This window comes from Gilliamella sp. ESL0443 (assembly GCF_019469165.1).
Lineage (GTDB): Bacteria > Pseudomonadota > Gammaproteobacteria > Enterobacterales > Orbaceae > Gilliamella > Gilliamella apicola_E.
Genome location: NZ_CP048263.1, coordinates 1,933,337 through 1,959,100 on the forward strand (window position 1 = coordinate 1,933,337; position 25,764 = coordinate 1,959,100).

Genomic DNA, 25,764 nt, shown 5'->3' on the forward strand with positions numbered 1-25,764 from the left:
TATAAACTCGACGTGAACTTAAACATAAAAAACGGCTGATAAATCAGCCGTCATTAAGATGGGATTAATATCCAGCGTAAGTAATTACTGCACGACGGTTTTTAGCATAAGCTGCTTCGTTGTGACCTAATACTGCTGGTTTTTCTTTACCATAAGAAACGATTGAAAGTTGTTCACCAGAAACACCATTACTTTGTAAGTAAGATTTAACTGCTCCTGCACGACGTTCACCTAACGCGATATTGTATTCTGGAGTACCACGTTCATCGGCATGACCTTCAATAACAACATTTAAGAATGAATTTGCACGCATGAAGATAGAATGTGCATTTAATAATGTTGAATATTCTGATTTAACATTGTATTTATCATAATCAAAATAAATTGTATTGATTTGTTGTAATTTTTGTAATTGAGCTAGAGCTTCTTTAGATAAAGAACCGTTACCTGCTTTGCTGCTGCTGTTTGAAGAACATGCTGTCACAGCAATTAATGGTAAAGCAACTGCAGCTACCTTAAGAAATTTAGAAAATTGCATTGAATTAACTCCTTTGTGTTTAAATAAATTATTATTGATATTTTGTATACTTCTAACCAACTTCAAAGTAACACCTGTTACCAACTAGAAAGATTAGAAGTATATATTATAACGACCTTAACATTTACACAATTTTAATAATTATAATATTGCTTAAAATTTAGTCGTTCCTCATAAATAAGGTGACCAAGATGGGAATTTTACTTGTCCATCAGTCGCTGGTAACCTTGCTTTAAAATTACCATCAGTTGAAACAAGATTTAAAATGGTACCTAAACCTTGCGATGAACTGTAGATAATCATAGTGCCATTTGGAGCAATACTCGGGGTTTCATCTAAAAACGTATCAGTTAATCGTTGATAAGTATTCGTTTCTAGATCATATCGAGTAATATGTTGCTCACCATTATTAGTAGAAATTACAGCAATAAATTTACCATCTGGAGATACGCGAGCATTTTGATTCTGGGTATTATCCCAAGTTATACGTTGTGATGCTCCACTATTAATGTTAATTGAATAAAGTTGAGGACGCCCAGCCTGATCAGAAGTATAGACAATTGTTTCATTATCAGGCATCCATGAAGGTTCGGTGTCATTACTACGCCCAGAAGTAATTTGAGTGATTTTTTTACTTCTTAAATTCATCATATATAAATTTAAGCTACCACCTTTTGATAAGGCAAAAGCTAATTTGCTACCATCTGGTGAAAATGCTGGTGCACCATTATGCTGTGGAAAAGATGCAATAGTTTCAACTGCACCACTATCTAATGTTTTTAACACTAATGCAGAACGACCACTTTCAAAAGTTACATAGGCTATTTTTTTGCCATCAGGTGACCATGTTGGTGACATTAATGGTTCTTTTGAACGGTGTACGGTGACTTGATCAAATCCGTCATAGTCAGATACACGTAATTCATGTGTGTAAGGACCCTTACTATTTTTAACGACGTAGGCAATACGTGTTCTAAAAGCACCCTTGATACCAGTTAACGCTTCAAAGATTTCATCACTTGCAGTATGGGCTGCATAACGTAACCAACGTTGTTCAATAGGAAATTGATTTTCAACTAAGACCGCGCCAGGACGTTCAACAGTATCAACTAATTGATAGGTGATAAGATATTTTCCTGATGCATCAGGTTGGATTGTACCGACTACAACGGCAGAAATACCAATATTGCTCCAAACACTAGGATTGACTTCAGAAGCGGTAGTTGGTTTTTGCGGCATTGCTGCTACATCAATTGGATTAAATTTACCACTATTACGTAAATCAGAAGCAATAATATTATCCACAACTTGTGGAGGTTCACCGCTACCTGTCCATTTAAATGGTATGACCGCAATTGGTTTAGCAGAACTTACGCCATCAGTGATTATAATTCTAACTTCAGCAGTAGCTATCATTGTATATAAAAAAACAAGACAAGCTATCAAAAAGCGAGAAGCAAATTTGATCATCTTAAATTCCTTAATCAAAAAGAAATATATTTAAGTTAAAATAAGTATAACAACCGTATTTAAATACAAAAAGATAAAACCTTTTAACAATTAACAAAATGTTATTAAATGGTATCACTCTTTACAAAATATAAATATCAGCGTGAAAGATAGCCGAAATTGCGTAACAAGTCCATAGCTATTTGAGTAAAAAAGATTTTTCTATATAAATTATTTATTATTCTTATATTCGCAATTACTGTCGCTTATTTACTATACTATGCTGATTTGGGTGGAGTTAAAAGTAGTCGCCAAAGATTTTTATTTAAATTAAATATAATCAGGCTAAAGATATTAAAGAATGATCAATAAGAATAAATTTTAAAATTTGCTATTTTTGGCATTTTTCGCAATAGAACGTATTGCGTTGGCCTATTCGATGAGACTTTATGTCAGATTTACAAATTAAACACTTTTCGCCTTCTCTACCATATACTTGGAGCTTTTGTACAAAATAACCAGGCTTACCATCAGATTGAACAAAGTCTTTAAGTGTAGTGCCACCTTGTTCTATAGATTTGGTGAGCACTTGTTTAATTGCTGTGACTAATCGTTCAAATTCGTCTAAAGTTAAACTGTTTACTTTCCGGTGCGGATTAATTTTTGCCATAAATAATGATTCTGAAGCATAAATATTACCAACACCGACCACAATATGGTTGTCCATAATCCAGCTTTTTATAGGAATATTTCGATTAGTCGCTTTTTCGAAAAGATAGTTTGCTGAAAACTCCTCGCTTAGAGGTTCTAATCCTAAATGCTTCAATTGTTTAAGATCATCAATAGAATTAGTCCAAAGCCATGACCCAAAACGCCTTGGGTCGGTATAACGTAATGTCACACCATTTTCTAATACCAAATCAACATGATCATGTTTATCTGGTTTTTGGTTTGATTTTACTATGCGTAAGCTACCAGACATACCTAAATGAATAACAATCCAATTTTGCGTCAACTGTAGTAATAAATATTTAGCACGTCTTTTAATATCTATGATTATTTGGCCTTGAGCATCAGAAATAGCCTCATCAATAGGCCAACGAAGCTTGGGTTGTCGAACAACAACTTGCTTGATAATTTGGCCTTTTAAATAAGGTAGAATACCACGCCGACTAGTTTCTACTTCTGGTAATTCAGGCATTTAATAATCTCATTTAATTATTGAACATGTCAGTAACCCAGCTAGGAGCCGATTGATTTGTCTCAGTTTGAGAACTGACAGCACATAAACTTTGCGGATTGACCGTCCATGCAGGTAGAGTCCTTACTCCTCCTCCATCGCATTGCCATTGGCCACTACTATCAATAGGTACCATAAAGATATTTTGTGGTACTGAAAGTTGTAATTTTTTCGGTGGATTATTTTGTAAGTATTCACTATATATTTTTAATGCACCTGTAGCGCCTGTTAATTTCATAGGTGAATGATCATCAAGCCCTATCCAAATGACTGCAACATTTTTTCCATCAATACCAGTAAACCAACTATCACGCGAATCATTACTTGTTCCAGTCTTGGCAGCTAAATTGAATGATCCATATTTAGCTTTCAATGAACGTGATGTTCCTGATTCAACGACTTGTTGCATAGCGTAAGTGGTTAAATAAGCCGATTGCTGAGAAACCGCTTGAATTTGTTGCGGGTAATTTTGATAAACAAGTTCACCTTTATCAGTTAATACATACCGTAGTATTGTGAGCGGTGCACGTTGGCCATTATTGGAAATAGTTTGGAACATTTGTGCTGTTTCTAATGGTGTTAACTCTAGAGCACCTAATAAGCGAGAAGGCAAATTAGGGATACGATCTTCAGGTACCCCCAATGCTTGTAAACTCGTTTTAGTTGCGTCTAAACCTAATGACATACCTAAGTTAACTGTAGGTACGTTAAGTGAAAGAGCTAATGCATCAATTAACATCACTTTATCGCGAAATTTCCGATCAAAATTCTTCGGTTGCCAATAACCGCCGTTATCAAGTTTGATTGATAATGGGTTGTCATTTAACCAAGTATTAAGCTGATAACGTTCTGGCTGACCTAATGCAGTTAAGTAGGTTGACGGTTTTGCCAGTGAACCAATTGCTCGTCTAGTTAACCACGCTCTGTTATAACCAGGGTAACGTGGCTCAGCGCTACCAATAATAGAACGGATTTCACCTGTCTCACGGCTAACAATAACCATTGCTGTTTGTAATTCTTTATTAGTCGATTTACGTAATGTTTCTATTTCATCCGTAACCGATTGTTCTGCTGCAGCCTGAGCAACTGGATCGAATGTGGTGAAAATTTTCATTCCTGACAGGTGGTCTGCTTTGTCACCCAACTGTTTTCTAAGCTCACTACGGACAACTTGCATAAATGCTGGTTGCGGTGATATCACTCCACCTTTTGGTAAAACTGAAAGTGGGCGTTGGCTAAGTAAATTATATAATTCCTCATCAATAATTCCTTGTTGCTCAGCAAGTTTTAATACAACATTACGACGTTCAATTACTTGTTGCGGTTGAGTCCAAGGATTATAGTACGAAGCACCTTTTACCATACCTACTAATACAGCTTGCTGATCTAATGTCAATTCATTAACTGGGCGACCAAAATAGTACAGGCTTGCTAATGGGAAACCATGAATTTCTTCACTACCAGCTTGACCTAAATAGACTTCATTTAAGTAAAGTTCTAAGATACGCTCTTTACTATATCGAGCATCTAAAATGATAGCCATATAGGCTTCACGTATTTTACGACTGATACTTCTCTCATTAGTTAAAAAGAGGTTTTTAACCGTTTGTTGTGTTAGTGTGCTTCCACCTTCAGTTCGGCCTGTTGTTAAATTAACATATATGGCTCGACCAATAGAATATAAACTTACACCATGGTGGTCATAAAAACGTTTATCTTCAGTTGCAACTAAGGTTTTTATTAACGAGTCAGAAAATTCTCTTAAAGGCACAAAAAGCCGTTGTTCACCATTTGGGGAATGCATCATCGTTATTAATTTAGGATCAATCTTAAGTAAGCCAAAATCACGACCTGTGTCTAAATTAGATATGCGATCTATCCTGTTTTCATAGAAAGTAATTTTGACACGAAAAGCTTTTTCTTCACCATCAGGAAATGTAAATGGACGACGGTAAATTTCAACAGCACCATTTTGAACAATAAATTCACCTGGTCGAGTTGCTTTACTATCTTGCTGACGATATTGTGCACCTTTTAGCAAAGTAACAACATCGCTAAGACTATAATCACTATCTGGTTCAAGGTCGACTATCTGTCCATAAACAGCCGCAGGTAATTCCCAAACATTACCATCTATACGTTCTTTAATTTGTTGATCTAAATAAATCCCATAAACGACAGTTACAGCAACAAAGATAAGACATAATTTGAAAAGCAACGACCAAAGTCGACGCCACAATGATTTCTTATTTTTTTTTGAAGCTTTTTTAGTCGATTTCTTTTTAGTTGGTCTGTTCAAACTGCACCCAATATTAAGATTAAATAAAATTAACTTATAATAACATAACTTTTTAATGAAGCATTGAGCTTCTTATCAATAAGATATTTTAGTTTAAATAATATAGTTGAATATATAAAATCAATTAAAAACTAAGTTGTGGCTGAATATTTTTAACTTTTTCTATAAATGCTTTTTTAGACTTACCGGTTAAACCTTCATTAATCGGTAAACTTGCTGTTAATGGATTAACAGGTTTATTATTGATATGTAATTCAAAATGCAAATGTGGTCCAGTAGAACGCCCTGTATTACCAGATAAACCAATTTTGTCACCCAGTTTAACTTGTTGGCCTGGTTTCACTAAAATTTTGTCTAAATGCATGTATGCCGTCATATATTGCCTACCATGGCGTATAGCGACATAGTTACCTGCTGAGCCACTGTATTTCGCAATAACAACTTCTCCATTTCCTACAGATAATACTGGCGTTCCTCTAGATACTGCAAAATCAACACCATTATGTGGTGTAACAACTCCTGTAACTGGATGTAACCGACGCGGATTAAAACCTGATGATACGCGAGCTTTTTTAGCTAAAGGATATCGGAAAAAACTTTGAGATAAACTACCTGCATTAATATCATAGTATTTACCATCATCAGCTAGAATCGCATAATAATCTTTAGACCCATTTTTAATGCGAACACCAAGTAATTTACTATTTGATAAACGATTTCCATGCATTTCACGAGATAAGTATACCACGAATTTATCGCCTACTTTTAAACGTCGAAAATCCAAACGCCACTGCAATGCACGTGTAATAATTCCAATCTCATTACTCGTTAAACCAGCTTTACGCGCATCAGCTACAAAACTGGATTTCAGCTCACCTTTAATAACATTATTTTGTGAGACACCTTCTACTGTTTCAGTACTTTCTATAAATTGATTGCCTGACTTTTCAAAAATTCGAACATTATTAGTTGATATTGTCCAGTTAAAAGTGAGCAAATTGTGATTATCATCGGTCGTCCAACTAACCTGCTGTCCAATTCTCAAATTGGCTAGTTGTTTATACTTACCTGTTAACTGTGCAATATCATTTTTATTTACATTATAACGATTCAAAATATCGTGTAATGTATCACCACGTGATATGGTATATTGCACTGTGTTATCTTTTTCTTCAGCAAGATCATCTAATTCATCTTTAGCTATATCATCTTCAGGAACATCAGACGACTCTGTAACATTGTCAGTTTTAGATTTATCACTAAGCATATCAATTCGCCCATCGCCAATAACAACTGAAGACGAAGGCGTATCTGTAACTGTAGTTTGAGCTTGAGAATTTAGAGGGACGTACACTGTGCGATCTAAATTTAAAGGTCGCCACAATATAGTTACAAAAATAACAACAACAAGGGCTCCTAATATTGAAAAATAGGGAATTTTGAATTTATTTTTTGCAATATTAGGGGATTTAATCTGCTGTGCCAAAATTAACCTTAACTATCTTATAATCTAAACTATTTTTTATCTAAACAATCCAACAGCTCCTGAGTTAATGTTAATAAAAAGTGTGAATAGGCACCTTTTTCGACAATGATACCTGTCCCTAATGGATTTAATTCACCAATTTTAACATTTGTACCATTTACTAACTTCTTTATAACTGCAGGGCTAAACTGTGGCTCTCTAAAAACACAGACTGCTTGATGTTCCGCTAGCTTTTTTTGAATTGCATAGACAGTTTGAACGCCAGGCTGTACTGCTGGGTTTATGGTAAAACTTCCTAGATTTTTTAATCCGAACTGTGATTCAAAGTACCCATATGCATCATGAAACACAAAATACCCTCTATTTTGTACGCTAATTAGTTTTTTTGCAATGTTTTGTTCTGTTTCTGATAGATTTGTAATGAATTCGTTCAGATTTGCATCAAGCAACTGCACTTTATTAGGATACAGTTCTATAAGCTTATCATGGATTGATTTTGCAATAATTTTAGCAATTTTTGGCGAAAGCCATATATGTTCATCATATTCACCATGATGATGGTCATTATCATCATGAGGTATTTCTTCATCGTGATGATTGGTTCTAAGCAAACTCTTAATTTCGGGAACATCCATTAATTCTATCTGCTTGTGTTCATCAACATTTTTTAAAACAGTTGGCATAAAAACTTCCATATCTTCACCAATCCAAATTATTAAATCAGCATTCTTAATTTTAGCCAAATCGGAGGGTTTCAATGAATAAGTATGAGGAGATGCGCCATCCGGCAATAGTATATCTGTATTTGTTACACCTGATGTAATTGCTTCAGTAATAAAACCTATCGGCCTTACTGAGGAAATTACATTGGCATTAACATTATTTGTTAATCCAATAACGATTAGCGTAAGTTGTGTTAGAAAACGTAGAACTTGTCTGATGTTTTTAGTTAAATTTTTCACTTTGTCATCCAATATTTATAAAATATGATGGAATAAAACTACATTATTGTTATAATATAACATAACATATTGATCGGCAAGGACTATCGATATCATGACACAATTAATGGCTCTAAATAATATTTCGGTTAAAATAAATCAACAAAAAATATTATATGATGTTTCATTGACGATTAACTTAAGCCAAATTATTACGATTCTAGGTCCAAATGGTGCAGGAAAATCAACACTCGTCAAAGTTATTTTAGGATTAATTTCACCTACAACAGGCACCATTGAACGTGCTTCTGATTTGACTATCGGTTATGTCCCTCAATCAATAAACTTGAATCCAACTTTACCTATAACCGTCAAACGGTTTATGCAGCTAAATAAACAATTAAGTTATGATGATATCATCCAAACATTATCTTTAGTAAAAGCTCAATACCTGATTGATCGATCTATGCATCAATTATCAGGCGGGGAGTTACAGCGAGTACTACTTGCTCAAGCATTAGCAAAACGCCCAAAACTACTTATTTTAGATGAGCCTACACAAGGTGTAGATGTAAATGGACAAGTGCTATTGTATGATTTAATTATTAATGCTAAAACGAAGTTTAGTTGTGGTGTTGTAATGGTTTCACATGATTTACATTTAGTTATGGCAAAAACAGATGAAGTAATTTGTTTAAACCATCATATCTGTTGTTCAGGAACACCAGCTAGTGTCTCAAACGATCCAGAATTTGTTTCTTTATTTGGACCTCACGGCGCATCACAAATCGCTTTATATAAGCACCATCACAATAATGATTGTTGCCAGCATCACAATGATCATAATCGAAAAATTATATTACCTGATTCAAGAGGAACAAAATAATGATTGAGTTACTCTTACCCTCTTTACTTGCAGGTTTATGCTTATCGTGTTTAACTGGTCCATTGGGTACATTTGTTGTTTGGCGAAGAATGTCTTATTTCGGAGATACGTTATCCCATGCAGCATTATTAGGGGTTGCTTTTGGCTTCCTTTTTGATATCAATCTATTCTATGCCATCGTTTTAGTGACACTGATATTAGCTATCGGGCTGTTATGGTTAGAATCTCAAAAACAACTACCTGTTGATACATTACTGGGTATTTTAGCTCATAGCGCTCTTTCACTTGGTTTAGTTGTGATAAGTTTAATGAATAGTATACGCATTGATTTGATGGGTTATCTATTTGGTGATCTTTTATCTATAACAATGTTTGATGTTTATCAGATTTTAATTTGTGTATTAATAATTGGAATTCTGTTGATATGGCGTTGGAATCAATTTTTATTTATCACTGTTAGTGAGGAACTAGCATTTAGCCATGGCATTAATGTACCACTAACAAAATTTATGCTTACAATACTTTTAGCATTAACAATTGGTATTGCTATGAAATTTGTTGGAGCTTTAATTATTACTGCACTATTAATCATTCCTGCTGCTACAGCAAAATATTATGCTAAAAACCCAGAATCAATGGCATTTTTTGCAATATTAATTGGGATGCTATCTATTTTGGGTGGAATTCTGTTTTCATTAATTTATGATACTCCAACAGGTCCTTCTGTTGTATTAAGTAATACTTGTTTATTTTTTATATCATTATTTATTTCTAAATTCTTTTTAAGAACTAAAAATTAAAATATCAGTAAAATTAGAAAATTTATTGCGAGGGAACACGCATTTTTAGTTATCTGTTTGTTCACATTATTTAATTACTAATAAAGTGCTAAAAATCAGAAACTAATGAAGACAAAACTATGTCTCTCGCAATTATTTATACAAGAGCCTCTATTGGAATACAAGCACCTCAAATTAATGTTGAAGTACATATTAGTAATGGATTACCAGGTTTTGTTCTGGTTGGTCTTCCAGAAGCAACGGTTAAAGAATCTAAAGACCGAGTTAGAAGCGCTATTATTAATAGTGGCTTTACATTTCCAGCAAAAAAGATAACTGTTAATTTATCTCCAGCAGATCTTCCTAAAGAAGGTAGTCGCTTTGATTTGCCTATAGCTATCGCTATTCTTGCAGCAACCGAACAAATACCTAACGATAATCTAGCTAAATATGAATTTTTAGGTGAATTAGCCTTATCTGGGGAGATTAAAGCAGTAAAAGGTGCTATTCCTGCTGCTATATCATCTAAAAAAAATAATCGTACATTGATTATTTCTAGAGAAAATCAATCTGAAATATCATTAATCCATCATAATAATACGTTAATTACCCATAATTTATTAGAACTATGCCAATATCTATACAATGAAATTAATTTACCTACTGTTGAATACAGAGAATACAAAGATGATGATGAGCAAATAATTAACCTACAAGATATAATTGGTCAAGAACATGCTAAAAGAGCCTTAGAAATTGCCGCTGCAGGTGGACATAATCTATTGTTAATTGGTCCACCAGGGACCGGTAAAACTATGCTAGCCACTCGGTTAACTTCATTATTACCATCATTATCAGATGATGAAGCACTTGAAAGTGCAGCAATCACCAGTCTTGTTAGCGCTAATGGTTCGATTCAAAATTGGCGTAAAAGGCCATTTAGAGCCCCGCATCATAGTGCATCAGCAGCAGCTTTAGTTGGTGGCGGCTCAATTCCTAAACCAGGAGAAATTTCATTAGCCCATAATGGAGTGTTATTTTTAGATGAATTACCAGAATTTAACCGTAAAGTATTAGATGCCTTAAGAGAACCCATTGAGTCAGGAGAAATAGTTATATCTAGGGCAAATGCAAAAATAAAATTTCCAGCAAAGTTTCAACTCATTGCCGCCATGAACCCTAGCCCTACGGGTCATTATCATGGAACCCATAATAGGACAACACCACAACAAATTATACGTTACTTAAATCGACTTTCTGGTCCATTTTTAGATCGTTTTGATATATCAATTGAAGTACCATTACTACCTAAAGGTACACTAAGTCAAAAAGTTAGTGTAACTGAACCAACTGATAAAGTGAAAAAAAGAGTTATGGATGCTAGAAAAATTCAAATGATAAGAAATAAAAAGTTAAATAGTCAATTATCACCAAAAGAAATTCAAATTCATTGTTTGTTAACTGATGAAGATAATGAGTACTTAGAACAGGCTTTAATTAAATTAGGGCTTTCTGCTCGAGCTTGGCATAGAATATTAAAAGTATCTCGGACTATCGCCGACTTAGATTGTTCAAAGAACATAGAACGAAAACATATTTCAGAAGCACTGAGTTATCGTTCTATGGATAGATTATTAATTCAGATGCACAAAAATATTGGCTAATAAATTAATCATCACTATCGACAAAGTCATCACTCACGTCAACTTGAGGTTTTCCACCTGATAACGTGTGAAAACGTTTTGGTTTGTTAATTTTAGAAAGGTACTTTATCCATGTTTTTTCATAATCTGTAACTGGTTCCTTTTTCCCTTTACAAACTGCAACAAAAGATTTCTCTTCTGATGTAGTTGGCTTTTTAGTTTCTGCATCGAGATCTCTAAAAGCACAACCATATTTTTCTAAGATCTGTGCTTCTTTGATAGTAAAATCGCCATGACGAGAAAATCCTCTTGGATAATTCTTATTATCAAAAAAACGTTGTTGACTTACAAAACTTTCAGCCATGTTATATCCTCTAGATTATAAAAGTTGTTGGGCGGGAATTATAATTGACAAAGTTAATCTGTAAACAAAATTTTTTTATTTATATAAATAAAATTGAATAAATGACTAAAATTAGAACAAATCTATTATTTTTATGGCAGGGGCGGAGAGTCTCGAACTCCCAACACCCGGTTTTGGAGACCGGTGCTCTACCAATTGAACTACGCCCCTAGATAAGGTGGCGGAACGGACGGGGCTCGAACCCGCGACCCCCTGCGTGACAGGCAGGTATTCTAACCAACTGAACTACCGCTCCACCGTATTTTTTGGTGTGTTTATAAATTAAAAGTCTGGCGGCACCCTACTCTCACATGGGTAATACCCACACTACCATCGGCACTACGGCGTTTCACTTCTGAGTTCGGCATGGGGTCAGGTGGGACCACCGCGCTATTACCGCCAGACATATTCTGTCTTCTCTTTCTTTCAACTGATGATGATTATCACATATCTTCACCAATCGCTCAATCCGGAACAAACTGTTTTATTAATCTTTAACCATCTTTCGATGATTTCTTACTCTCAACTTCGCGTAACCCAAAACAACTCCGAGTTGTAAGGTTAAGACTCTCGGTTCATTAGTATCAGTTAGCTCAATGTATCACTACACTTACACACCTGACCTATCTACGTCTTAGTCTCAAACGGACCTTACTGAATCTCTTCAGGGAAAACTCATCTCGAGGCTAGTTTCGTGCTTAGATGCTTTCAGCACTTATCTATTCCGCACGTAGCTACCGGGCAATGCAATTGGCATCACAACCCGAACACCAGCGGTGCGTTCACTTCGGTCCTCTCGTACTAGAAGCAAACCCTCTCAATTTTCCTACGCCCATGGCAGATAGGGACCGAACTGTCTCACGACGTTCTAAACCCAGCTCGCGTACCACTTTAAACGGCGAACAGCCGTACCCTTGGGACCTACTTCAGCCCCAGGATGTGATGAGCCGACATCGAGGTGCCAAACACCGCCGTCGATATGAACTCTTGGGCGGTATCAGCCTGTTATCCCCGGAGTACCTTTTATCCGTTGAGCGATGGCCCTTCCATTCAGAACCACCGGATCACTATGACCTACTTTCGTACCTGCTCGAGCCGTCACTCTCGCAGTCAAGCTAGCTTTTGCCATTGCACTAACCTCCTGATGTCCGACCAGGATTAGCTAACCTTCGTGCTCCTCCGTTACTCTTTGGGAGGAGACCGCCCCAGTCAAACTACCCACCAGACAGTGTCCCTTACCTCGATTCAGAAGTATAGGTTAGAACATCAAACATTAAAGGGTGGTATTTCAAGGATGACTCCATGCATACTGGCGTACACACTTCATAGTCTCCCACCTATCCTACACATTAAGGCTCAATGTTCACTGTCAAGCTATAGTAAAGGTTCACGGGGTCTTTCCGTCTTGCCACGGGTACACCGCATCTTCACGGCAATTTCAATTTCACTGAGTCTCGGGTGGAGACAGCCTGGCCATCATTACGCCATTCGTGCAGGTCGGAACTTACCCGACAAGGAATTTCGCTACCTTAGGACCGTTATAGTTACGGCCGCCGTTTACTGGGGCTTCGATCAAGAGCTTCTGCTTACGCATAACCCCATCAATTAACCTTCCAGCACCGGGCAGGCGTCACACCGTATACGTCCACTTTCGTGTTTGCACAGTGCTGTGTTTTTATTAAACAGTTGCAGCCAGCTGGTATCTTCGACTGATTTCACCTCCATCCGCGTGGGACTTCAATTAACATCAGCGTGCCTTCTCCCGAAGTTACGGCACCATTTTGCCTAGTTCCTTCACCCGAGTTCTCTCAAGCGCCTGAGTATTCTCTACCTGACCACCTGTGTCGGTTTCGGGTACGATTAACTATAACCTGAAGCTTAGAGGATTTTCCTGGAAGCAGGGCATCAATTACTTCACTACCTTAGTAGCTCGTCATCACGCCTCAGGGTCTCAGTGACCGGATTTGCCTAATCACACCCCTACACGCTTAACCCACCATCCAATAGGTGGTAAACCTAGCCTTCTTCGTCCCCCCATCGCAGTTATAGCCAGTACGGGAATATTAACCCGTTTCCCATCAGATACGCCCTTCGGCCTCTCCTTAGGGGTCGACTCACCCTGCCCCGATTAACGTTGGACAGGAACCCTTGGTCTTCCGGCGAGCGGGCTTTTCACCCGCTTTATCGTTACTTATGTCAGCATTCGCACTTCTGATACCTCCAGCATGCCTCACAACACACCTTCTACGGCTTACAGAACGCTCCCCTACCCAATACACTTACGTGCACTGCCGCAGCTTCGGTGCATAGTTTTAGCCCCGTTACATCTTCCGCGCAGGCCGACTCGACTAGTGAGCTATTACGCTTTCTTTAAATGATGGCTGCTTCTAAGCCAACATCCTAGCTGTCTAAGCCTTCCCACTTCGTTTCCCACTTAACTATGACTTTGGGACCTTAGCTGGCGGTCTGGGTTGTTTCCCTCTTCACGACGAACGTTAGCACCCGCCGTGTGTCTCCCATGATTGAACTTGTCAGTATTCGGAGTTTGCATCGGGTTGGTAAGCCGGGATGGCCCCCTAGCCGAAACAGTGCTCTACCCCCAACAGTTATACATGAGGCGCTACCTAAATAGCTTTCGGGGAGAACCAGCTATCTCCCGGTTTGATTGGCCTTTCACCCCCAGCCACAGGTCATCCGCTAATTTTTCAACATTAGTCGGTTCGGTCCTCCAGTTAGTGTTAACCAACCTTCAACCTGCCCATGGCTAGATCACCGGGTTTCGGGTCTATACCCTGCAACTTAACGCACAGTTAATACTCGGTTTCCCTTCGGCTCCCCTATTCGGTTAACCTTGCTACAGAATATAAGTCGCTGACCCATTATACAAAAGGTACGCAGTCACTATTACCCAACGGTAACAGCTCCCACTGATTGTACGTACACGGTTTCAGGGTCTATTTCACTCCCCTCCCGGGGTTCTTTTCGCCTTTCCCTCACGGTACTGGTTCACTATCGGTCAATCAGGAGTATTTAGCCTTGGAGGATGGTCCCCCCATCTTCAGACAGGATATCACGTGTCCCGCCCTACTCTATAAGCTTCCACATAATGCATTTTCATGTACGGGACTTTCACCCTCTATCGTGCGACTTTCCAGACGCTTCCACTAATACATTATGCTACCCGCTTGGGCTACTCCCATTTCGCTCGCCGCTACTTTGGGAATCTCGGTTGATTTCTTTTCCTCGGGGTACTTAGATGTTTCAGTTCTCCCGGTTCGCCTCATCTGACTATGTATTCATCAGATGATAGTGCAGTCGCCTGCACTGGGTTTCCCCATTCGGACATCAACGGTTATAGCGCCTTTTATCGGCTCACCGTCGCTTTTCGCAGATTAACACGTCCTTCATCGCCTCTGATTGCCTAGGCATCCACCGTGTACGCTTAATTTCTTAACCTTACAACTCACAGTTGTCTTGGTTTTAATTACGCTTTTTTCTCTTTTCTACTTCATTACATTCATATTTTCATACAAATGCCTTCCGTAAAAACGAGAACTCGTTTCTTTCAGCTTGTTCCTAATTGTTAAAGAGCTTTATCTTTCTATTCATTCGAATATTAAATAAATACAAAAATAATTTTATGATTTTTAAAAGAGGTATCTTTAATGGTGGAGCTAAGCGGGATCGAACCGCTGGCCTCCTGCGTGCAAGGCAGGCGCTCTCCCAGCTGAGCTATAGCCCCATTGTTTCACTTCATCAACTAATCAAGCCATCAGCTTAATTGTCGAATTGGTGGGTCTGAGTGGACTTGAACCACCGACCTCACCCTTATCAGGGGTGCGCTCTAACCACCTGAGCTACAGACCCAATAAAGTGACTCTTTCTAAACAAACAATCTGTGTGAACACTTACGAGCTCTTCGTAAGGAGGTGATCCAACCGCAGGTTCCCCTACGGTTACCTTGTTACGACTTCACCCCAGTCATGAATCACACCGTGGTAAACGCCCTCCCGAAGGTTAAGCTATCTACTTCTGGTGCAACCCACTCCCATGGTGTGACGGGCGGTGTGTACAAGGCCCGGGAACGTATTCACCGTGACATTCTGATTCACGATTACTAGCGATTCCGACTTCATGGAGTCGAGTTGCAGACTCCAATCCGGACTTAGACGTACTTTCTGAGGTCCGCTTGCTCTCGCGAGGTCGCCTCCCTTTGTATACGCCATTGTAGCACGTGTGTAGCCCTGGTCGTAAGGGCCATGATGACTTGACGTCGTCCCCACCTTCCTCCGCTTTATCAACGGCAGTCTCCTTTGAGTTCCCGACCGAATCGCTGGCAACAAAGGATAAGGGTTGCGCTCGTTGCGGGACTTAACCCAACATTTCACAACACGAGCTGACGACAGCCATGCAGCACCTGTCTCACAGTTCCCGAAGGCACTCTCGCATCTCTGCAAGATTCTGTGGATGTCAAGACCAGGTAAGGTTCTTCGCGTTGCATCGAATTAAACCACATGCTCCACCGCTTGTGCGGGCCCCCGTCAATTCATTTGAGTTTTAACCTTGCGGCCGTACTCCCCAGGCGGTCGATTTATCGCGTTAGCTTCGGAGCCCATCACTCTAGGCAACAAACTCCAAATCGACATCGTTTACAGCGTGGACTACCAGGGTATCTAATCCTGTTTGCTCCCCACGCTTTCGCATCTCAGCGTCAGTATCTGTCCAGAAGGCCGCCTTCGCCACCGGTATTCCTCCACATCTCTACGCATTTCACCGCTACACGTGGAATTCTACCTTCCTCTACAATACTCTAGTTAACCAGTTTTAAGTGCAATTCCTAGGTTGAGCCCAGGGCTTTCACACCTAACTTAATTATCCGCCTACATGCCCTTTACGCCCAGTCATTCCGATTAACGCTCGCACCCTCCGTATTACCGCGGCTGCTGGCACGGAGTTAGCCGGTGCTTCTTCTGTAATTAACGTCAATTGATGCACCTATTAGATACATCACCTTCCTCATTACCGAAAGTACTTTACAACCCGAAGGCCTTCTTCATACACGCGGCATGGCTGCATCAGGGTTTCCCCCATTGTGCAATATTCCCCACTGCTGCCTCCCGTAGGAGTCTGGACCGTGTCTCAGTTCCAGTGTGGCTGGTCATCCTCTCAGACCAGCTAGAGATCGTCGCCTTGGTAAGCCTTTACCTTACCAACTAGCTAATCCCATATGGGTTCATCAAATGGCGCATGGCCCGAAGGTCCCATGCTTTGGTCTCTCAACGTTATGCGGTATTAGCAGTCGTTTCCAACTGTTGTCCCCCTCCATTCGGCAGATCCCCATACTTTACTCACCCGTCCGCCACTCGTCATCAAGTGCAAGCACTCATGTTACCGTTCGACTTGCATGTGTTAAGCCTGCCGCCAGCGTTCAATCTGAGCCATGATCAAACTCTTCAATTTAAAGTTTGATGCTCAATAACTGTCTCTGACATATTCAAATGAATCTTCAGTGTCACTTATCAAGACTTAATTTTTGAGTCCGTAGACTTTTAATTTTTCGTCTCGTAAGTGCCCACACAGATTGTCTGTTTCTTCTTTTTAAAGAGCTGACAGCTTTAAGTTAACTTCACAATTTCTTGCTTCAGTTTGCTGTCTCAAGGGCTGCGTATACTACGCTACACCTTTTTATTCGTCAAGATCTTTTTTCAAAATTTTTGATCGTGTTCACCAACTTCATTATCGTCTGCTTTCGCTGACGCCGTGTCAGTGGATGCGCATTATAGGCACTTCTTTTTTTTTGGCAAGTGAAAAATCACACTTAGAATTCCGTTTGTTTTTTATTTGTTCAGCAGCAATATTGATATACTCTAGATAAAGCAAAATTTGTTACTATAAAAATTCGAAAAATCAAAATGTTGCTTCAAGATACATATTGTTATATGTTTTGAACCATAAAAACACATAATTTCTATCAAGTATTCGTTTAACTATCATAAATATTAACGATTACCACCAATCAAATATTTTGCTTTATCTTTGAATACTAATTTAATGGTATACGCAACAAGAACACTTATAGTTAATGTACATATTAAAAAGCTAATAGCACCAAGTGATGCTAATTCACCATTATCTGTTTTGATAATGTATCCAAAAGGTGAGTTCAGTAACTGTGCTTCTAAAAGGATTACGATAATTTCATGAACAAAATAGATGGGAAAACTAACATTTGCCATAAAAGAAAAAAACTTAAATGTTTTACTTTCATTATTTTTATGGTTCAAGCTATCCAAAAAATAAAGTGCTAAAATAAATAAAATAATCTTTTGTAATGTATCGTAATAAAGTTTTTCAACACAAAGATGATCAACATAGCGATAAGCAAATGGAATAAAAAAGCATAAACAAAAAAAGAAAATCACCAAAACTAAATTATCTTTAACTAGTTTCATAATTTTTTCATAATTTTGCTTTATCATCATTCCCGTCAAATAAACAGGTCCATAATGCAATAAATTTAGCAATGGCTGAGTATAATCAGGCTTCGTGAACATAACTACCCAGAACATCGAAACTAACCCTACGATAATCAAACTTTTTTTTGACCATTTATATAATAAAGGGCTAATTGCGAAAATGATGATAATCATCGGCATAAACCATAATGGCAAAAGCTGGGTTCCGGTCAACATCATTTTAATGATTGAAGTACTCGAACTTGGTTCCGTTAGCGAAAATATAGGTAAACTGGATAGATATTGGTAATGAAAATATAGGAAACAAAATATCGATACAGAAATATATGGGCAAACTACTGTTTTAAACTTAGATAAATAATACGCTTTTACATTATATTTATAAGTTAAATGTTGAAATAAAAACCCCGCAATTAATACAAAAAATGTTGTGAAATTAAAAGCAAATAAATTTAAAAAAGAAAATAAATAACTATTAGCAATTAAATGGCTATTTTTAAATACACCTAAACAATGGCTAAAAACAATCATAATGATGGCTACGCCACGCAATACATGAATAGAATGAATTTTTTGGGGTTTGACTATTGTCATTTCAGTTATCAAAACATAACAAAGAAAATTTGCTATACATTAGCACAAAATTTCAAGATAAAAACTAGTATTATTTTAGAAAATGCACAAAATATTTCTTGACAAATTTCTGAAAAAATTACAAATATTTATCAAATATAAACACAATTAGTTGTCTAGCTTACTCGCAGCAAAAGAACATAAAGGTATGATTTCACGTTTTTCTTGCTTTAATGTTTTTATCACAAGCTCAAGTAACTTATCTGCTATTCCTTGTCCACGATAATTAGGATCTGTATAGGTATGATTGATGGTTGCTTTATCTTGCCCAATTCGAGTAAACGTCATTTCTGCTATTTCTTGATTATTGTCATTACATACATAGAAACGATCGTTATCTTGCTTATATTGTAATGTCATAAAATTCCTCAATTAGTATGATTTTCATCGAAATTAATTAAATAAGAAAAGAAAAATTTGTTGGAATTTATAAAAAAAATAGTTTTAAACTTATAAAGTGAATAATTGATAAACCAAAATCAAACTATAGTATATCAATTATCCACATCTTATTAGATTATCAATGGAGCAATATTTAGAATAAACGTTTCGCTGTATTGTAAAGATCCATATCAAATGGTCTTTTCATATTATTGATAGCATCAATGATATCATGATGAACCAATTTACCATTTTGAATTCCGACACAACGTCCAGCATGACCATCAATGAGTAATTCAACCGCATAAGCCCCCATACGTGAACCTAAAATTCGATCATAAGGTACAGGTGAACCACCTCGTTGTACATGGCCTAGGATAGTTGCTCGCGTTTCATGATGTACTGCTGCTTCAATATCTTTTGCTAATTGGTTTACATCACACATATGTTCAGTAACAGTGACAATTGCATGTTTTTTACCTTTAGCAAAACCTAATTTTATCTCTTCAATTAAGTCTTCTTTAGTATAAGAAACTTCAGGAATGATCATAAATTCACAACCACCAGCTACTGATGCACTTAATGTCAAATCACCACAATCTCGCCCCATAACCTCAATTACAGAAATTCGGTGATGTGAAGAACACGTGTCTCTTAATCTATCTATAGATTCAACAACTGTACTTAATGCAGTAAAATAACCAATCGTGTAATCAGTTCCTCGGATATCATTATCAATGGTGCCAGGTAAACCAATACATGGAAAACCTTCTTCAGTTAATCGCATCGCACCCATATATGAACCATCACCACCGATAACCACTAAAGCATCAATTTGATGTTTCTTTAAATTAGCAATCCCTTTTTTTCTAATTTCTTGATCTTTAAATTCAGGAAATCGAGCTGATCCTAAAAATGTTCCACCTCGGGTAATAATATCTGAAACACTAGAACGATCTAACTTGACAATGCGATCTTCACAAAGCCCCAAGTAACCATCATAGATACCGAAAACCTCTAAGCCTTCAGTTAACGCAGTTCTCACAACTCCACGAATAGCTGCATTCATCCCTGGTGCATCACCACCACTGGTTAAAATACCTATTTTTTTTATCATAAAAAATAACTCCAATTTATAAACCTTTGGCTATTATAAAGTCATAATAATTAACTAACAATATAAAGTTTAGAAGCTATTTTGAATAGTTTTTCAGCTGATTTGTTTCAAGAGGAACAACAGAAATCGGATCTTGATGGATAATCACTGTTGCTGGAGCAAATTCTCTAGAGATATGTTTTTCGATTGCATCAGCAACTGCATGGGCTCTTATTAATGGCATATCATCATCTAATTCAAGATGTAGTTGTATAAACTTCACCGGACCTGCTTGCCTAGTTCTCAAATCATGAAAACCACGCACATTTGAATAAGAAGAGACAATTTCACTAATTCTTTGGTTATCACTTTCAGGTAAAGCCTTATCTAATAAGTCTTGAATTGCACTATAGGCTATTTTACAAGCATTATAAAAAATATATAACGCAATAAAGAATGCAAAACAAGCATCAGCATACGTAATACCATACCAGCTTAAAAATAGTGCAATAATAACTGCAATATTCATAAACAAATCTGATGAGTAATGCAACATATCTGCTTGAATCGCTTTACTATTTGTCTGTTTTATCACATGCTTTTGATATAAAACTAATGTGGCAGTCACAACAACCGAAATCATAGATACGATAATACCGAATAAAGGGAACTCTATTGCAGTTGGATGAATAATAGATTTAATACTTGATAATAATAAAATGGTCGCCGAACCAATAATAAAAGCACTTTGTGCTAATGCGGCTAACGATTCAGCTTTTCCATGACCAAAAGTATGATCATCATCAGCAGGTTTTAATGCATAACGGACTAAGAAAAAGTTAAGCCCAGATGCAAGCAAATCAATACTTGAATCCAACAGTGATGCAAATAAACTCATTGAGCCAGTGAACCAGCACGTAATTAACTTAATAATGATAAGGAAAATAGAAATTAAAACTGCACTCAATGTCGCCTTTTTAATTAATTTTTCATACAAATGTGATTTTGACATTTGTTACCTATTTATTGGTAGGATTCTATCCCTTGTGGAAGCACCAATTGCGCAGCTACTTCGGCTGCAATCTTTTTGTCTAATAAAACTTCAATAATTTTCAAAGCAAAATCAATTGAAGTTGCAGGGCCTTGACTAGTAATAACTCTATTTTGAACATCAAAATAAACTCGATCCGATTTCCAATTTTTTATAGCATCTTTGGTTGATGGATAACCCGTCATATATGCATTAGGGAATAAATTATGATGTTGAAAAACCATCGCTGGAGTTGCACAAATAGCTGCAATAACAACCCCGGCTTGATGAGCTTGCTTTAATTTTTCAATTAATTGTTGAGAGTCTCGAAAGTTTTCAGCTCCAACTAATCCACCAGGTAAAATAATCGCATCAAAATGAATATCGCTAACTTCAGAAAACGTTTTTTGAGTTAGGATAGTGACACCGCGAGAACATTGAACTATTTTATCTTCAGTAATACTTGCATAGGTAACTTTAATTCCAGCACGTGTTAACAGATCAATTGTTGTCACGGCTTCAGTTTCCTCACAGCCATTTGATAAAAAAACTAATGCTTGCTTTGTCATATTACACCCCTTCCTATCAACTGACTGTCTTTACAAAATGTTAAAAATAAAACTATTTAACACGTTCAATGTTAGCGCCTAATTTTCTCAGCTTATTTTCAATATTATCATAACCACGATCGATATGGTAAATACGATCAACAATTGTTGAACCTTCAGCTATACATCCAGCCAAAACTAGACTCGCAGAAGCACGTAAATCAGTTGCCATTACTTGAGTTCCACTAAGTTTCTCAACGCCATGAGTAATCAGGGTATTACCTTCGATTTCGCCATGAGCTCCCATACGAATAAGTTCTGGTACATGCATAAAACGATTTTCAAAAATTGTTTCTTTGATAATTCCTGTGCCTTCTGCCACCATATTTAATAACGAAAATTGGGCTTGCATATCAGTTGGAAAACCTGGGTGAGGAGCAGTATGAATATTAACGGCTTTTGCTCGTTTACCTTGCATATCTAAACAAATCCAATCTTCGCCAGTTTCAATATTGGCTCCCGCTTCCTTCAATTTTGATAATACAGCATCAAGTAAGCTTGGATCAGTTTTACGACAAGTTATTTTGCCACGTGAAATAGCTGCAGCAACTAAAAATGTTCCAGTTTCAATACGATCAGAAACGACTGAGTGTACACCACCACCAAGACTAGCAACACCTTCAATTTCAATGCGCATAGTACCGGCACCAGTGATTTTAGCGCCTAACATATTTAAAAATTTTGCGGTATCAACTATTTCTGGCTCACACGCAGCATTTTCAATTATCGTTTTACCTTCAGCTAGAGTTGCTGCACACATAATAGTAACTGTCGCACCAACACTAACCTTATCCATTACAATATGAGCACCTTTTAAACGACCATCAACTGTAGCTTTAACATACCCCTCATCTAAAGTAATTGTCGCACCTAATTGTTGTAGTCCAGTAATATGTAGGTCTACTGGCCTTGCACCTATTGCACATCCACCTGGTAATGAAACTTGCCCTTGACCAAATCGAGCAACAAGAGGACCTAGAGCCCAAATTGAAGCTCGCATCGTTTTTACAAGTTCATAAGGCGCACAATAGTTATCAATCTGACCTGCATCAAGATGAATAGAACCATTCCGTTGATATTTCACGCCTAATTGCTCAAGAAGTTCCAGTGTAGTATCAATATCTTTTAACTTGGGAACATTTTGTAATTCAACTGGTTTTTCAGCCAAAATTGCAGCAAATAAAATAGGTAGCGCCGCATTTTTAGCGCCAGAAATGACAACTTCTCCATTTAAAGAAGTTGGGCCTGTAACGTGAAACTTTTCCATAGTTAACTCTTATTCATTTTAAATGGCGATTATTATAAAAGCTATTCACTAATAGATAAATGAATTTTATCAAAATATGGTGACTATATTTGTCATCACCAATCCATAACAAAATAATTTCAATTATTTATTATCAATAAATAATTTGTTATCCCATACAAAATCAGATAAATATTAAATAAAAAATTCTTAATTTTGTTTTTAAATCAACTAGTAAGAAGTATAAATAGGTTTCAAAAACCCCGTTCCTCAACTTTTTTTACTAAAATTGATTAATTTCCTTATTTTCCTATTCACTACAATTTTATCGAAGTATGGTAAAATAGATAATATTCAATCTTATAAATCAAACAATACAATAATATGGATTACGATATTGCTATCATTGGACTTGGACCTGCAGGTAGTACCTTCGCACGTCTACTTAACCCGTCTTTTAAAATTATTGCATTAGATAAAAAGCATCAAGCTGGTATTGAGGGTTTTCATAAACCTTGTGGTGGATTATTAGCAGATGACGCTCAAAAAGCATTTGTGCGACAAAAGTTAAATTTACCTACTGATATATTGACTGATCCACAAATTTTTAGCGTTAAAACGATCGATCTTCAATCCAAACTTATTCGTAATTATCAACGTAGTTATGTTAGTTTTGACCGACATAAATTTGACCTATGGTTAAAATCATTAATTCCCAACACTGTTAATGTTTTACATAACACACTATGTAAAGAAATCAGAAGAGTAATCGATGGATATCAAGTTACTTACATCGATGAAAATAAAATCGAACACAAAATTACGGCTAAATATGTAGTTGGTGCAGATGGCGCTAATTCGATTGTTAGACGAATGCGTTATCCTCATCATTCCATCAGACAATATGTTGCTATTCAACAATGGTTTACTGAAAAACATCAACGACCTTTTAATACATGTATTTTTGATAATCAATCAACAAATTGTTATGCGTGGAGTATTTCTAAAGATGGATATTTCATTTTTGGTGGTGCTTTCCCGAAAAAAACAGCGAATCAACACTTTGAATCGTTGAAAGAAAAGCTAACAAAGCAAGGGTTTATTTTTGGAGAACCGTTAAAAACTGAAAAATGTCTTGTGGTTTATCCAAATCGCTTCCAAGATTTTTATACAGGCAATGAAAATATCTTTTTAATCGGTGAAGCAGCAGGTTTCATAAGCGCAAGCTCATTAGAAGGTATTAGTTATGCGCTTGATAGCGCAGAGATTTTAAGCAAGATATTAAATAGTGGTATAGCAAAACCAAATAAGCGTTATTATCAAAAAACAATTCCATTACGCTTAAAGCTTTATAGCAAAATTATAAAGGCTAAAATACTGACTACACCGTTGTGGCGTAAATTAATTATGAAAAGTAAAATTCAACATATCAAAACAATTTAATTTATAAAAAATGAAATAATGAAATATAACAAGGAAAAGACATTATGTTTGATGTCAACGATCTAATTCGCTTTAATCATGAATGGTCAGAAAAGATAGCACAGGAAGATCCTGAATTCTTTAAACAGCTCGCGGTTGCGCAAAATCCTAAATTTTTGTGGATCGGTTGTTCCGATAGTCGCGTTCCAGCAGAAAAGCTTATCAAACTAAAACCGGGTGAAATGTTTGTTCATCGGAACGTTGGCAACCAAGTGATTCATACGGATCTAAATTGCCTTTCAGTTGTCCAATACGCAGTTGATGTACTTAAAATCGAAGATATTATTGTTTGTGGTCATTTAGATTGTGGTGGTATCCGTGCCGCAGTTGAAAATCCCGATTTGGGCCTTGTTAATAATTGGCTACTTCATATCCGTGATTTATGGTTTCGCAAAAGTTCTTTACTTGGTAAGTTTCCTGCTGATATTAGAATGGATATTTTATGTGAACTCAATGTAATTGAACAAATCTATAATTTAGGGCATTCGACCATTATTCAAGCAGCATGGCAACGTGGTCAAAAGGTTAATTTACATGGTTGGGTTTATGGGATCGATAATGGAAAAATTACAGATTTGCATATTACATCATCAAGTAGTGAAAATCTCGAAATCAACTATCGTGAAGCGATTTCTTATCTGTTAAATCTGCATAAATTACAATAAATTTATTTGAATCGATGGATAATTTGATTACTGCTACCTCGCCATAATAGTTTAGGATCAGCAAGATCTTGTACAAATTTTCCATCAATCAAGACATCAATATAAGCCACTACAGATTGCTGTTCATCGGTTAATTCATTAAGTTTATAACCTGTCCATAACCAAATATCTTTATTATCACATTCGGCTTTTACTCGTTTAACTAATTTCAAAATGGTTGGCACATTTTTAGGGTGTAAAGGATCACCACCAGAAAGTGATAATCCTTGACGTTTTATTTCGGTATCTTGTAAATCTTTAATGATTTGATCTTCAAGTGATTGTGTAAATGGCTTACCAGAGTTTACTCCCCATGTGCTTTTGTTATAGCAGCCAGGACATTGATGTACACAACCTGCTACAAAAAGTGTACAACGAGTCCCTTCGCCATTAACAACATCAACAGGATAATAACGATGATAATTCATAATAACAAAATTAATT

The 25,764-nt window shown here is 36.8% G+C and carries 19 protein-coding genes, 4 tRNA genes and 3 rRNA genes; 5 read left to right on the forward strand and 21 right to left on the reverse strand.

The window, feature by feature from the left end:
• Nucleotides 1-64 precede the first annotated feature (64 nt).
• From pal to znuA, 6 genes are all read right to left on the reverse strand, one after another.
• On the reverse strand, nucleotides 65-538 hold the full coding sequence (gene pal, locus GYM76_RS08745) for a peptidoglycan-associated lipoprotein Pal (RefSeq protein WP_220225234.1): 474 nt from the start codon (nucleotides 536-538) through the stop codon (nucleotides 65-67).
• Between the two features lie 171 nt (nucleotides 539-709).
• Nucleotides 710-2,005 carry a Tol-Pal system beta propeller repeat protein TolB gene (tolB, locus tag GYM76_RS08750; RefSeq protein ID WP_370632630.1) on the reverse strand — a complete coding sequence of 432 codons (1,296 nt, stop codon included), beginning with the start codon at nucleotides 2,003-2,005 and terminating at the stop codon, nucleotides 710-712.
• A 373-nt stretch (nucleotides 2,006-2,378) separates the two neighbouring features.
• A complete protein-coding gene (gene mutM, locus GYM76_RS08755; RefSeq protein ID WP_220225236.1) occupies nucleotides 2,379-3,188 on the reverse strand; it encodes a bifunctional DNA-formamidopyrimidine glycosylase/DNA-(apurinic or apyrimidinic site) lyase in 810 nt (269 codons plus the stop codon).
• A gap of 13 nt (nucleotides 3,189-3,201) precedes the next feature.
• Nucleotides 3,202-5,526, reverse strand: coding sequence for a bifunctional glycosyl transferase/transpeptidase (mrcB, locus tag GYM76_RS08760; RefSeq protein ID WP_220225237.1), 2,325 nt, complete (start codon nucleotides 5,524-5,526; stop codon nucleotides 3,202-3,204).
• A gap of 124 nt (nucleotides 5,527-5,650) precedes the next feature.
• Nucleotides 5,651-7,012, reverse strand: coding sequence for a murein DD-endopeptidase MepM (gene mepM / locus GYM76_RS08765; protein WP_220225238.1), 1,362 nt, complete (start codon nucleotides 7,010-7,012; stop codon nucleotides 5,651-5,653).
• Between the two features lie 29 nt (nucleotides 7,013-7,041).
• Nucleotides 7,042-7,974 (reverse strand): zinc ABC transporter substrate-binding protein ZnuA, encoded by a 933-nt coding sequence (gene znuA, locus GYM76_RS08770; RefSeq protein WP_220225239.1) that lies wholly within the window; start codon nucleotides 7,972-7,974, stop codon nucleotides 7,042-7,044.
• A 94-nt stretch (nucleotides 7,975-8,068) separates the two neighbouring features.
• On the opposite strand from znuA, the gene znuC reads away from it, so the two are divergent.
• From znuC to GYM76_RS08785, 3 genes are all read left to right on the forward strand, one after another.
• Nucleotides 8,069-8,839 (forward strand): zinc ABC transporter ATP-binding protein ZnuC, encoded by a 771-nt coding sequence (gene znuC, locus GYM76_RS08775; protein WP_220225240.1) that lies wholly within the window; start codon nucleotides 8,069-8,071, stop codon nucleotides 8,837-8,839.
• Nucleotides 8,839-9,639, forward strand: coding sequence for a zinc ABC transporter permease subunit ZnuB (gene znuB / locus GYM76_RS08780; protein ID WP_220225241.1), 801 nt, complete (start codon nucleotides 8,839-8,841; stop codon nucleotides 9,637-9,639). The genes znuC and znuB overlap by 1 nt, the downstream gene beginning before the upstream one ends.
• A gap of 119 nt (nucleotides 9,640-9,758) precedes the next feature.
• Nucleotides 9,759-11,282 (forward strand): YifB family Mg chelatase-like AAA ATPase, encoded by a 1,524-nt coding sequence (locus tag GYM76_RS08785; protein ID WP_220225242.1) that lies wholly within the window; start codon nucleotides 9,759-9,761, stop codon nucleotides 11,280-11,282.
• 4 nt (nucleotides 11,283-11,286) lie between these two features.
• Here the strand turns inward: GYM76_RS08785 and GYM76_RS08790 are convergent, their stop codons facing one another.
• The 14 genes from GYM76_RS08790 to murA all read right to left on the reverse strand — a co-directional run bounded on the left by GYM76_RS08790 (nucleotide 11,287) and on the right by murA (nucleotide 23,155).
• Nucleotides 11,287-11,625 (reverse strand): DUF413 domain-containing protein, encoded by a 339-nt coding sequence (locus GYM76_RS08790; protein WP_065562455.1) that lies wholly within the window; start codon nucleotides 11,623-11,625, stop codon nucleotides 11,287-11,289.
• 134 nt (nucleotides 11,626-11,759) lie between these two features.
• A tRNA-Trp gene (locus tag GYM76_RS08795) sits at nucleotides 11,760-11,835 on the reverse strand.
• Nucleotides 11,836-11,843: 8 nt separating this feature from the next.
• Nucleotides 11,844-11,920, reverse strand: a tRNA-Asp gene (locus GYM76_RS08800).
• 32 nt (nucleotides 11,921-11,952) lie between these two features.
• Nucleotides 11,953-12,068: ribosomal RNA gene (rrf, locus tag GYM76_RS08805) — 5S ribosomal RNA — on the reverse strand.
• A 153-nt stretch (nucleotides 12,069-12,221) separates the two neighbouring features.
• A 23S ribosomal RNA gene (locus GYM76_RS08810) occupies nucleotides 12,222-15,120 on the reverse strand.
• A 210-nt stretch (nucleotides 15,121-15,330) separates the two neighbouring features.
• A tRNA-Ala gene (locus tag GYM76_RS08815) sits at nucleotides 15,331-15,406 on the reverse strand.
• A gap of 48 nt (nucleotides 15,407-15,454) precedes the next feature.
• Nucleotides 15,455-15,531: transfer RNA gene (locus tag GYM76_RS08820), tRNA-Ile, on the reverse strand.
• A gap of 55 nt (nucleotides 15,532-15,586) precedes the next feature.
• A 16S ribosomal RNA gene (locus tag GYM76_RS08825) occupies nucleotides 15,587-17,124 on the reverse strand.
• The 16S, 23S and 5S rRNA genes sit together here with 4 tRNA genes alongside, the layout of an rRNA operon.
• Nucleotides 17,125-17,663: 539 nt before the next feature.
• The gene (locus GYM76_RS08830) at nucleotides 17,664-18,734 is read right to left on the reverse strand and encodes an acyltransferase (RefSeq protein ID WP_220225243.1); all 1,071 of its coding nucleotides are present in this window, start codon (nucleotides 18,732-18,734) and stop codon (nucleotides 17,664-17,666) included.
• A 147-nt stretch (nucleotides 18,735-18,881) separates the two neighbouring features.
• Nucleotides 18,882-19,133, reverse strand: a complete 252-nt coding sequence (locus GYM76_RS08835; RefSeq protein ID WP_065734913.1) for a GNAT family N-acetyltransferase — start codon at nucleotides 19,131-19,133, stop codon at nucleotides 18,882-18,884.
• 175 nt (nucleotides 19,134-19,308) lie between these two features.
• Nucleotides 19,309-20,271 (reverse strand): 6-phosphofructokinase, encoded by a 963-nt coding sequence (gene pfkA / locus GYM76_RS08840; RefSeq protein ID WP_065562788.1) that lies wholly within the window; start codon nucleotides 20,269-20,271, stop codon nucleotides 19,309-19,311.
• A gap of 76 nt (nucleotides 20,272-20,347) precedes the next feature.
• Entirely contained in the window at nucleotides 20,348-21,262 is a 915-nt protein-coding gene (locus tag GYM76_RS08845) for a cation diffusion facilitator family transporter (RefSeq protein ID WP_220225244.1), read from the reverse strand.
• A gap of 11 nt (nucleotides 21,263-21,273) precedes the next feature.
• A complete protein-coding gene (locus GYM76_RS08850; protein ID WP_220225245.1) occupies nucleotides 21,274-21,849 on the reverse strand; it encodes a DJ-1 family glyoxalase III in 576 nt (191 codons plus the stop codon).
• Nucleotides 21,850-21,901: 52 nt separating this feature from the next.
• On the reverse strand, nucleotides 21,902-23,155 hold the full coding sequence (murA, locus tag GYM76_RS08855) for a UDP-N-acetylglucosamine 1-carboxyvinyltransferase (RefSeq protein ID WP_065734915.1): 1,254 nt from the start codon (nucleotides 23,153-23,155) through the stop codon (nucleotides 21,902-21,904).
• Between the two features lie 363 nt (nucleotides 23,156-23,518).
• On the opposite strand from murA, the gene GYM76_RS08860 reads away from it, so the two are divergent.
• Nucleotides 23,519-24,577, forward strand: a complete 1,059-nt coding sequence (locus GYM76_RS08860; protein ID WP_220225246.1) for an FAD-binding protein — start codon at nucleotides 23,519-23,521, stop codon at nucleotides 24,575-24,577.
• Between the two features lie 44 nt (nucleotides 24,578-24,621).
• Nucleotides 24,622-25,281: a carbonate dehydratase gene (gene can / locus GYM76_RS08865; protein WP_220225247.1), complete on the forward strand. Its 660-nt coding sequence runs from the start codon at nucleotides 24,622-24,624 to the stop codon at nucleotides 25,279-25,281.
• Between the two features lie 2 nt (nucleotides 25,282-25,283).
• On the opposite strand, the gene nrdG is transcribed toward can, so the two are convergent.
• Nucleotides 25,284-25,748, reverse strand: a complete 465-nt coding sequence (gene nrdG, locus GYM76_RS08870) for an anaerobic ribonucleoside-triphosphate reductase-activating protein (protein WP_220225248.1) — start codon at nucleotides 25,746-25,748, stop codon at nucleotides 25,284-25,286.
• Between the last annotated feature and the right edge of the window lie 16 nt (nucleotides 25,749-25,764).

Coding starts and splice junctions, on each gene's coding strand:
- pal (WP_220225234.1), bottom strand. CDS start 538: ATGCAATTTTCTAAATTTCTTAAGGTAGCTGCAGTTGCTTTACCATTA.
- mutM (WP_220225236.1), bottom strand. CDS start 3,188: ATGCCTGAATTACCAGAAGTAGAAACTAGTCGGCGTGGTATTCTACCT.
- znuC (WP_220225240.1), top strand. CDS start 8,069: ATGACACAATTAATGGCTCTAAATAATATTTCGGTTAAAATAAATCAA.
- znuB (WP_220225241.1), top strand. CDS start 8,839: ATGATTGAGTTACTCTTACCCTCTTTACTTGCAGGTTTATGCTTATCG.
- GYM76_RS08785 (WP_220225242.1), top strand. CDS start 9,759: ATGTCTCTCGCAATTATTTATACAAGAGCCTCTATTGGAATACAAGCA.
- GYM76_RS08790 (WP_065562455.1), bottom strand. CDS start 11,625: ATGGCTGAAAGTTTTGTAAGTCAACAACGTTTTTTTGATAATAAGAAT.
- GYM76_RS08830 (WP_220225243.1), bottom strand. CDS start 18,734: ATGACAATAGTCAAACCCCAAAAAATTCATTCTATTCATGTATTGCGT.
- GYM76_RS08835 (WP_065734913.1), bottom strand. CDS start 19,133: ATGACATTACAATATAAGCAAGATAACGATCGTTTCTATGTATGTAAT.
- pfkA (WP_065562788.1), bottom strand. CDS start 20,271: ATGATAAAAAAAATAGGTATTTTAACCAGTGGTGGTGATGCACCAGGG.
- GYM76_RS08845 (WP_220225244.1), bottom strand. CDS start 21,262: ATGTCAAAATCACATTTGTATGAAAAATTAATTAAAAAGGCGACATTG.
- GYM76_RS08850 (WP_220225245.1), bottom strand. CDS start 21,849: ATGACAAAGCAAGCATTAGTTTTTTTATCAAATGGCTGTGAGGAAACT.
- murA (WP_065734915.1), bottom strand. CDS start 23,155: ATGGAAAAGTTTCACGTTACAGGCCCAACTTCTTTAAATGGAGAAGTT.
- GYM76_RS08860 (WP_220225246.1), top strand. CDS start 23,519: ATGGATTACGATATTGCTATCATTGGACTTGGACCTGCAGGTAGTACC.
- can (WP_220225247.1), top strand. CDS start 24,622: ATGTTTGATGTCAACGATCTAATTCGCTTTAATCATGAATGGTCAGAA.
- nrdG (WP_220225248.1), bottom strand. CDS start 25,748: ATGAATTATCATCGTTATTATCCTGTTGATGTTGTTAATGGCGAAGGG.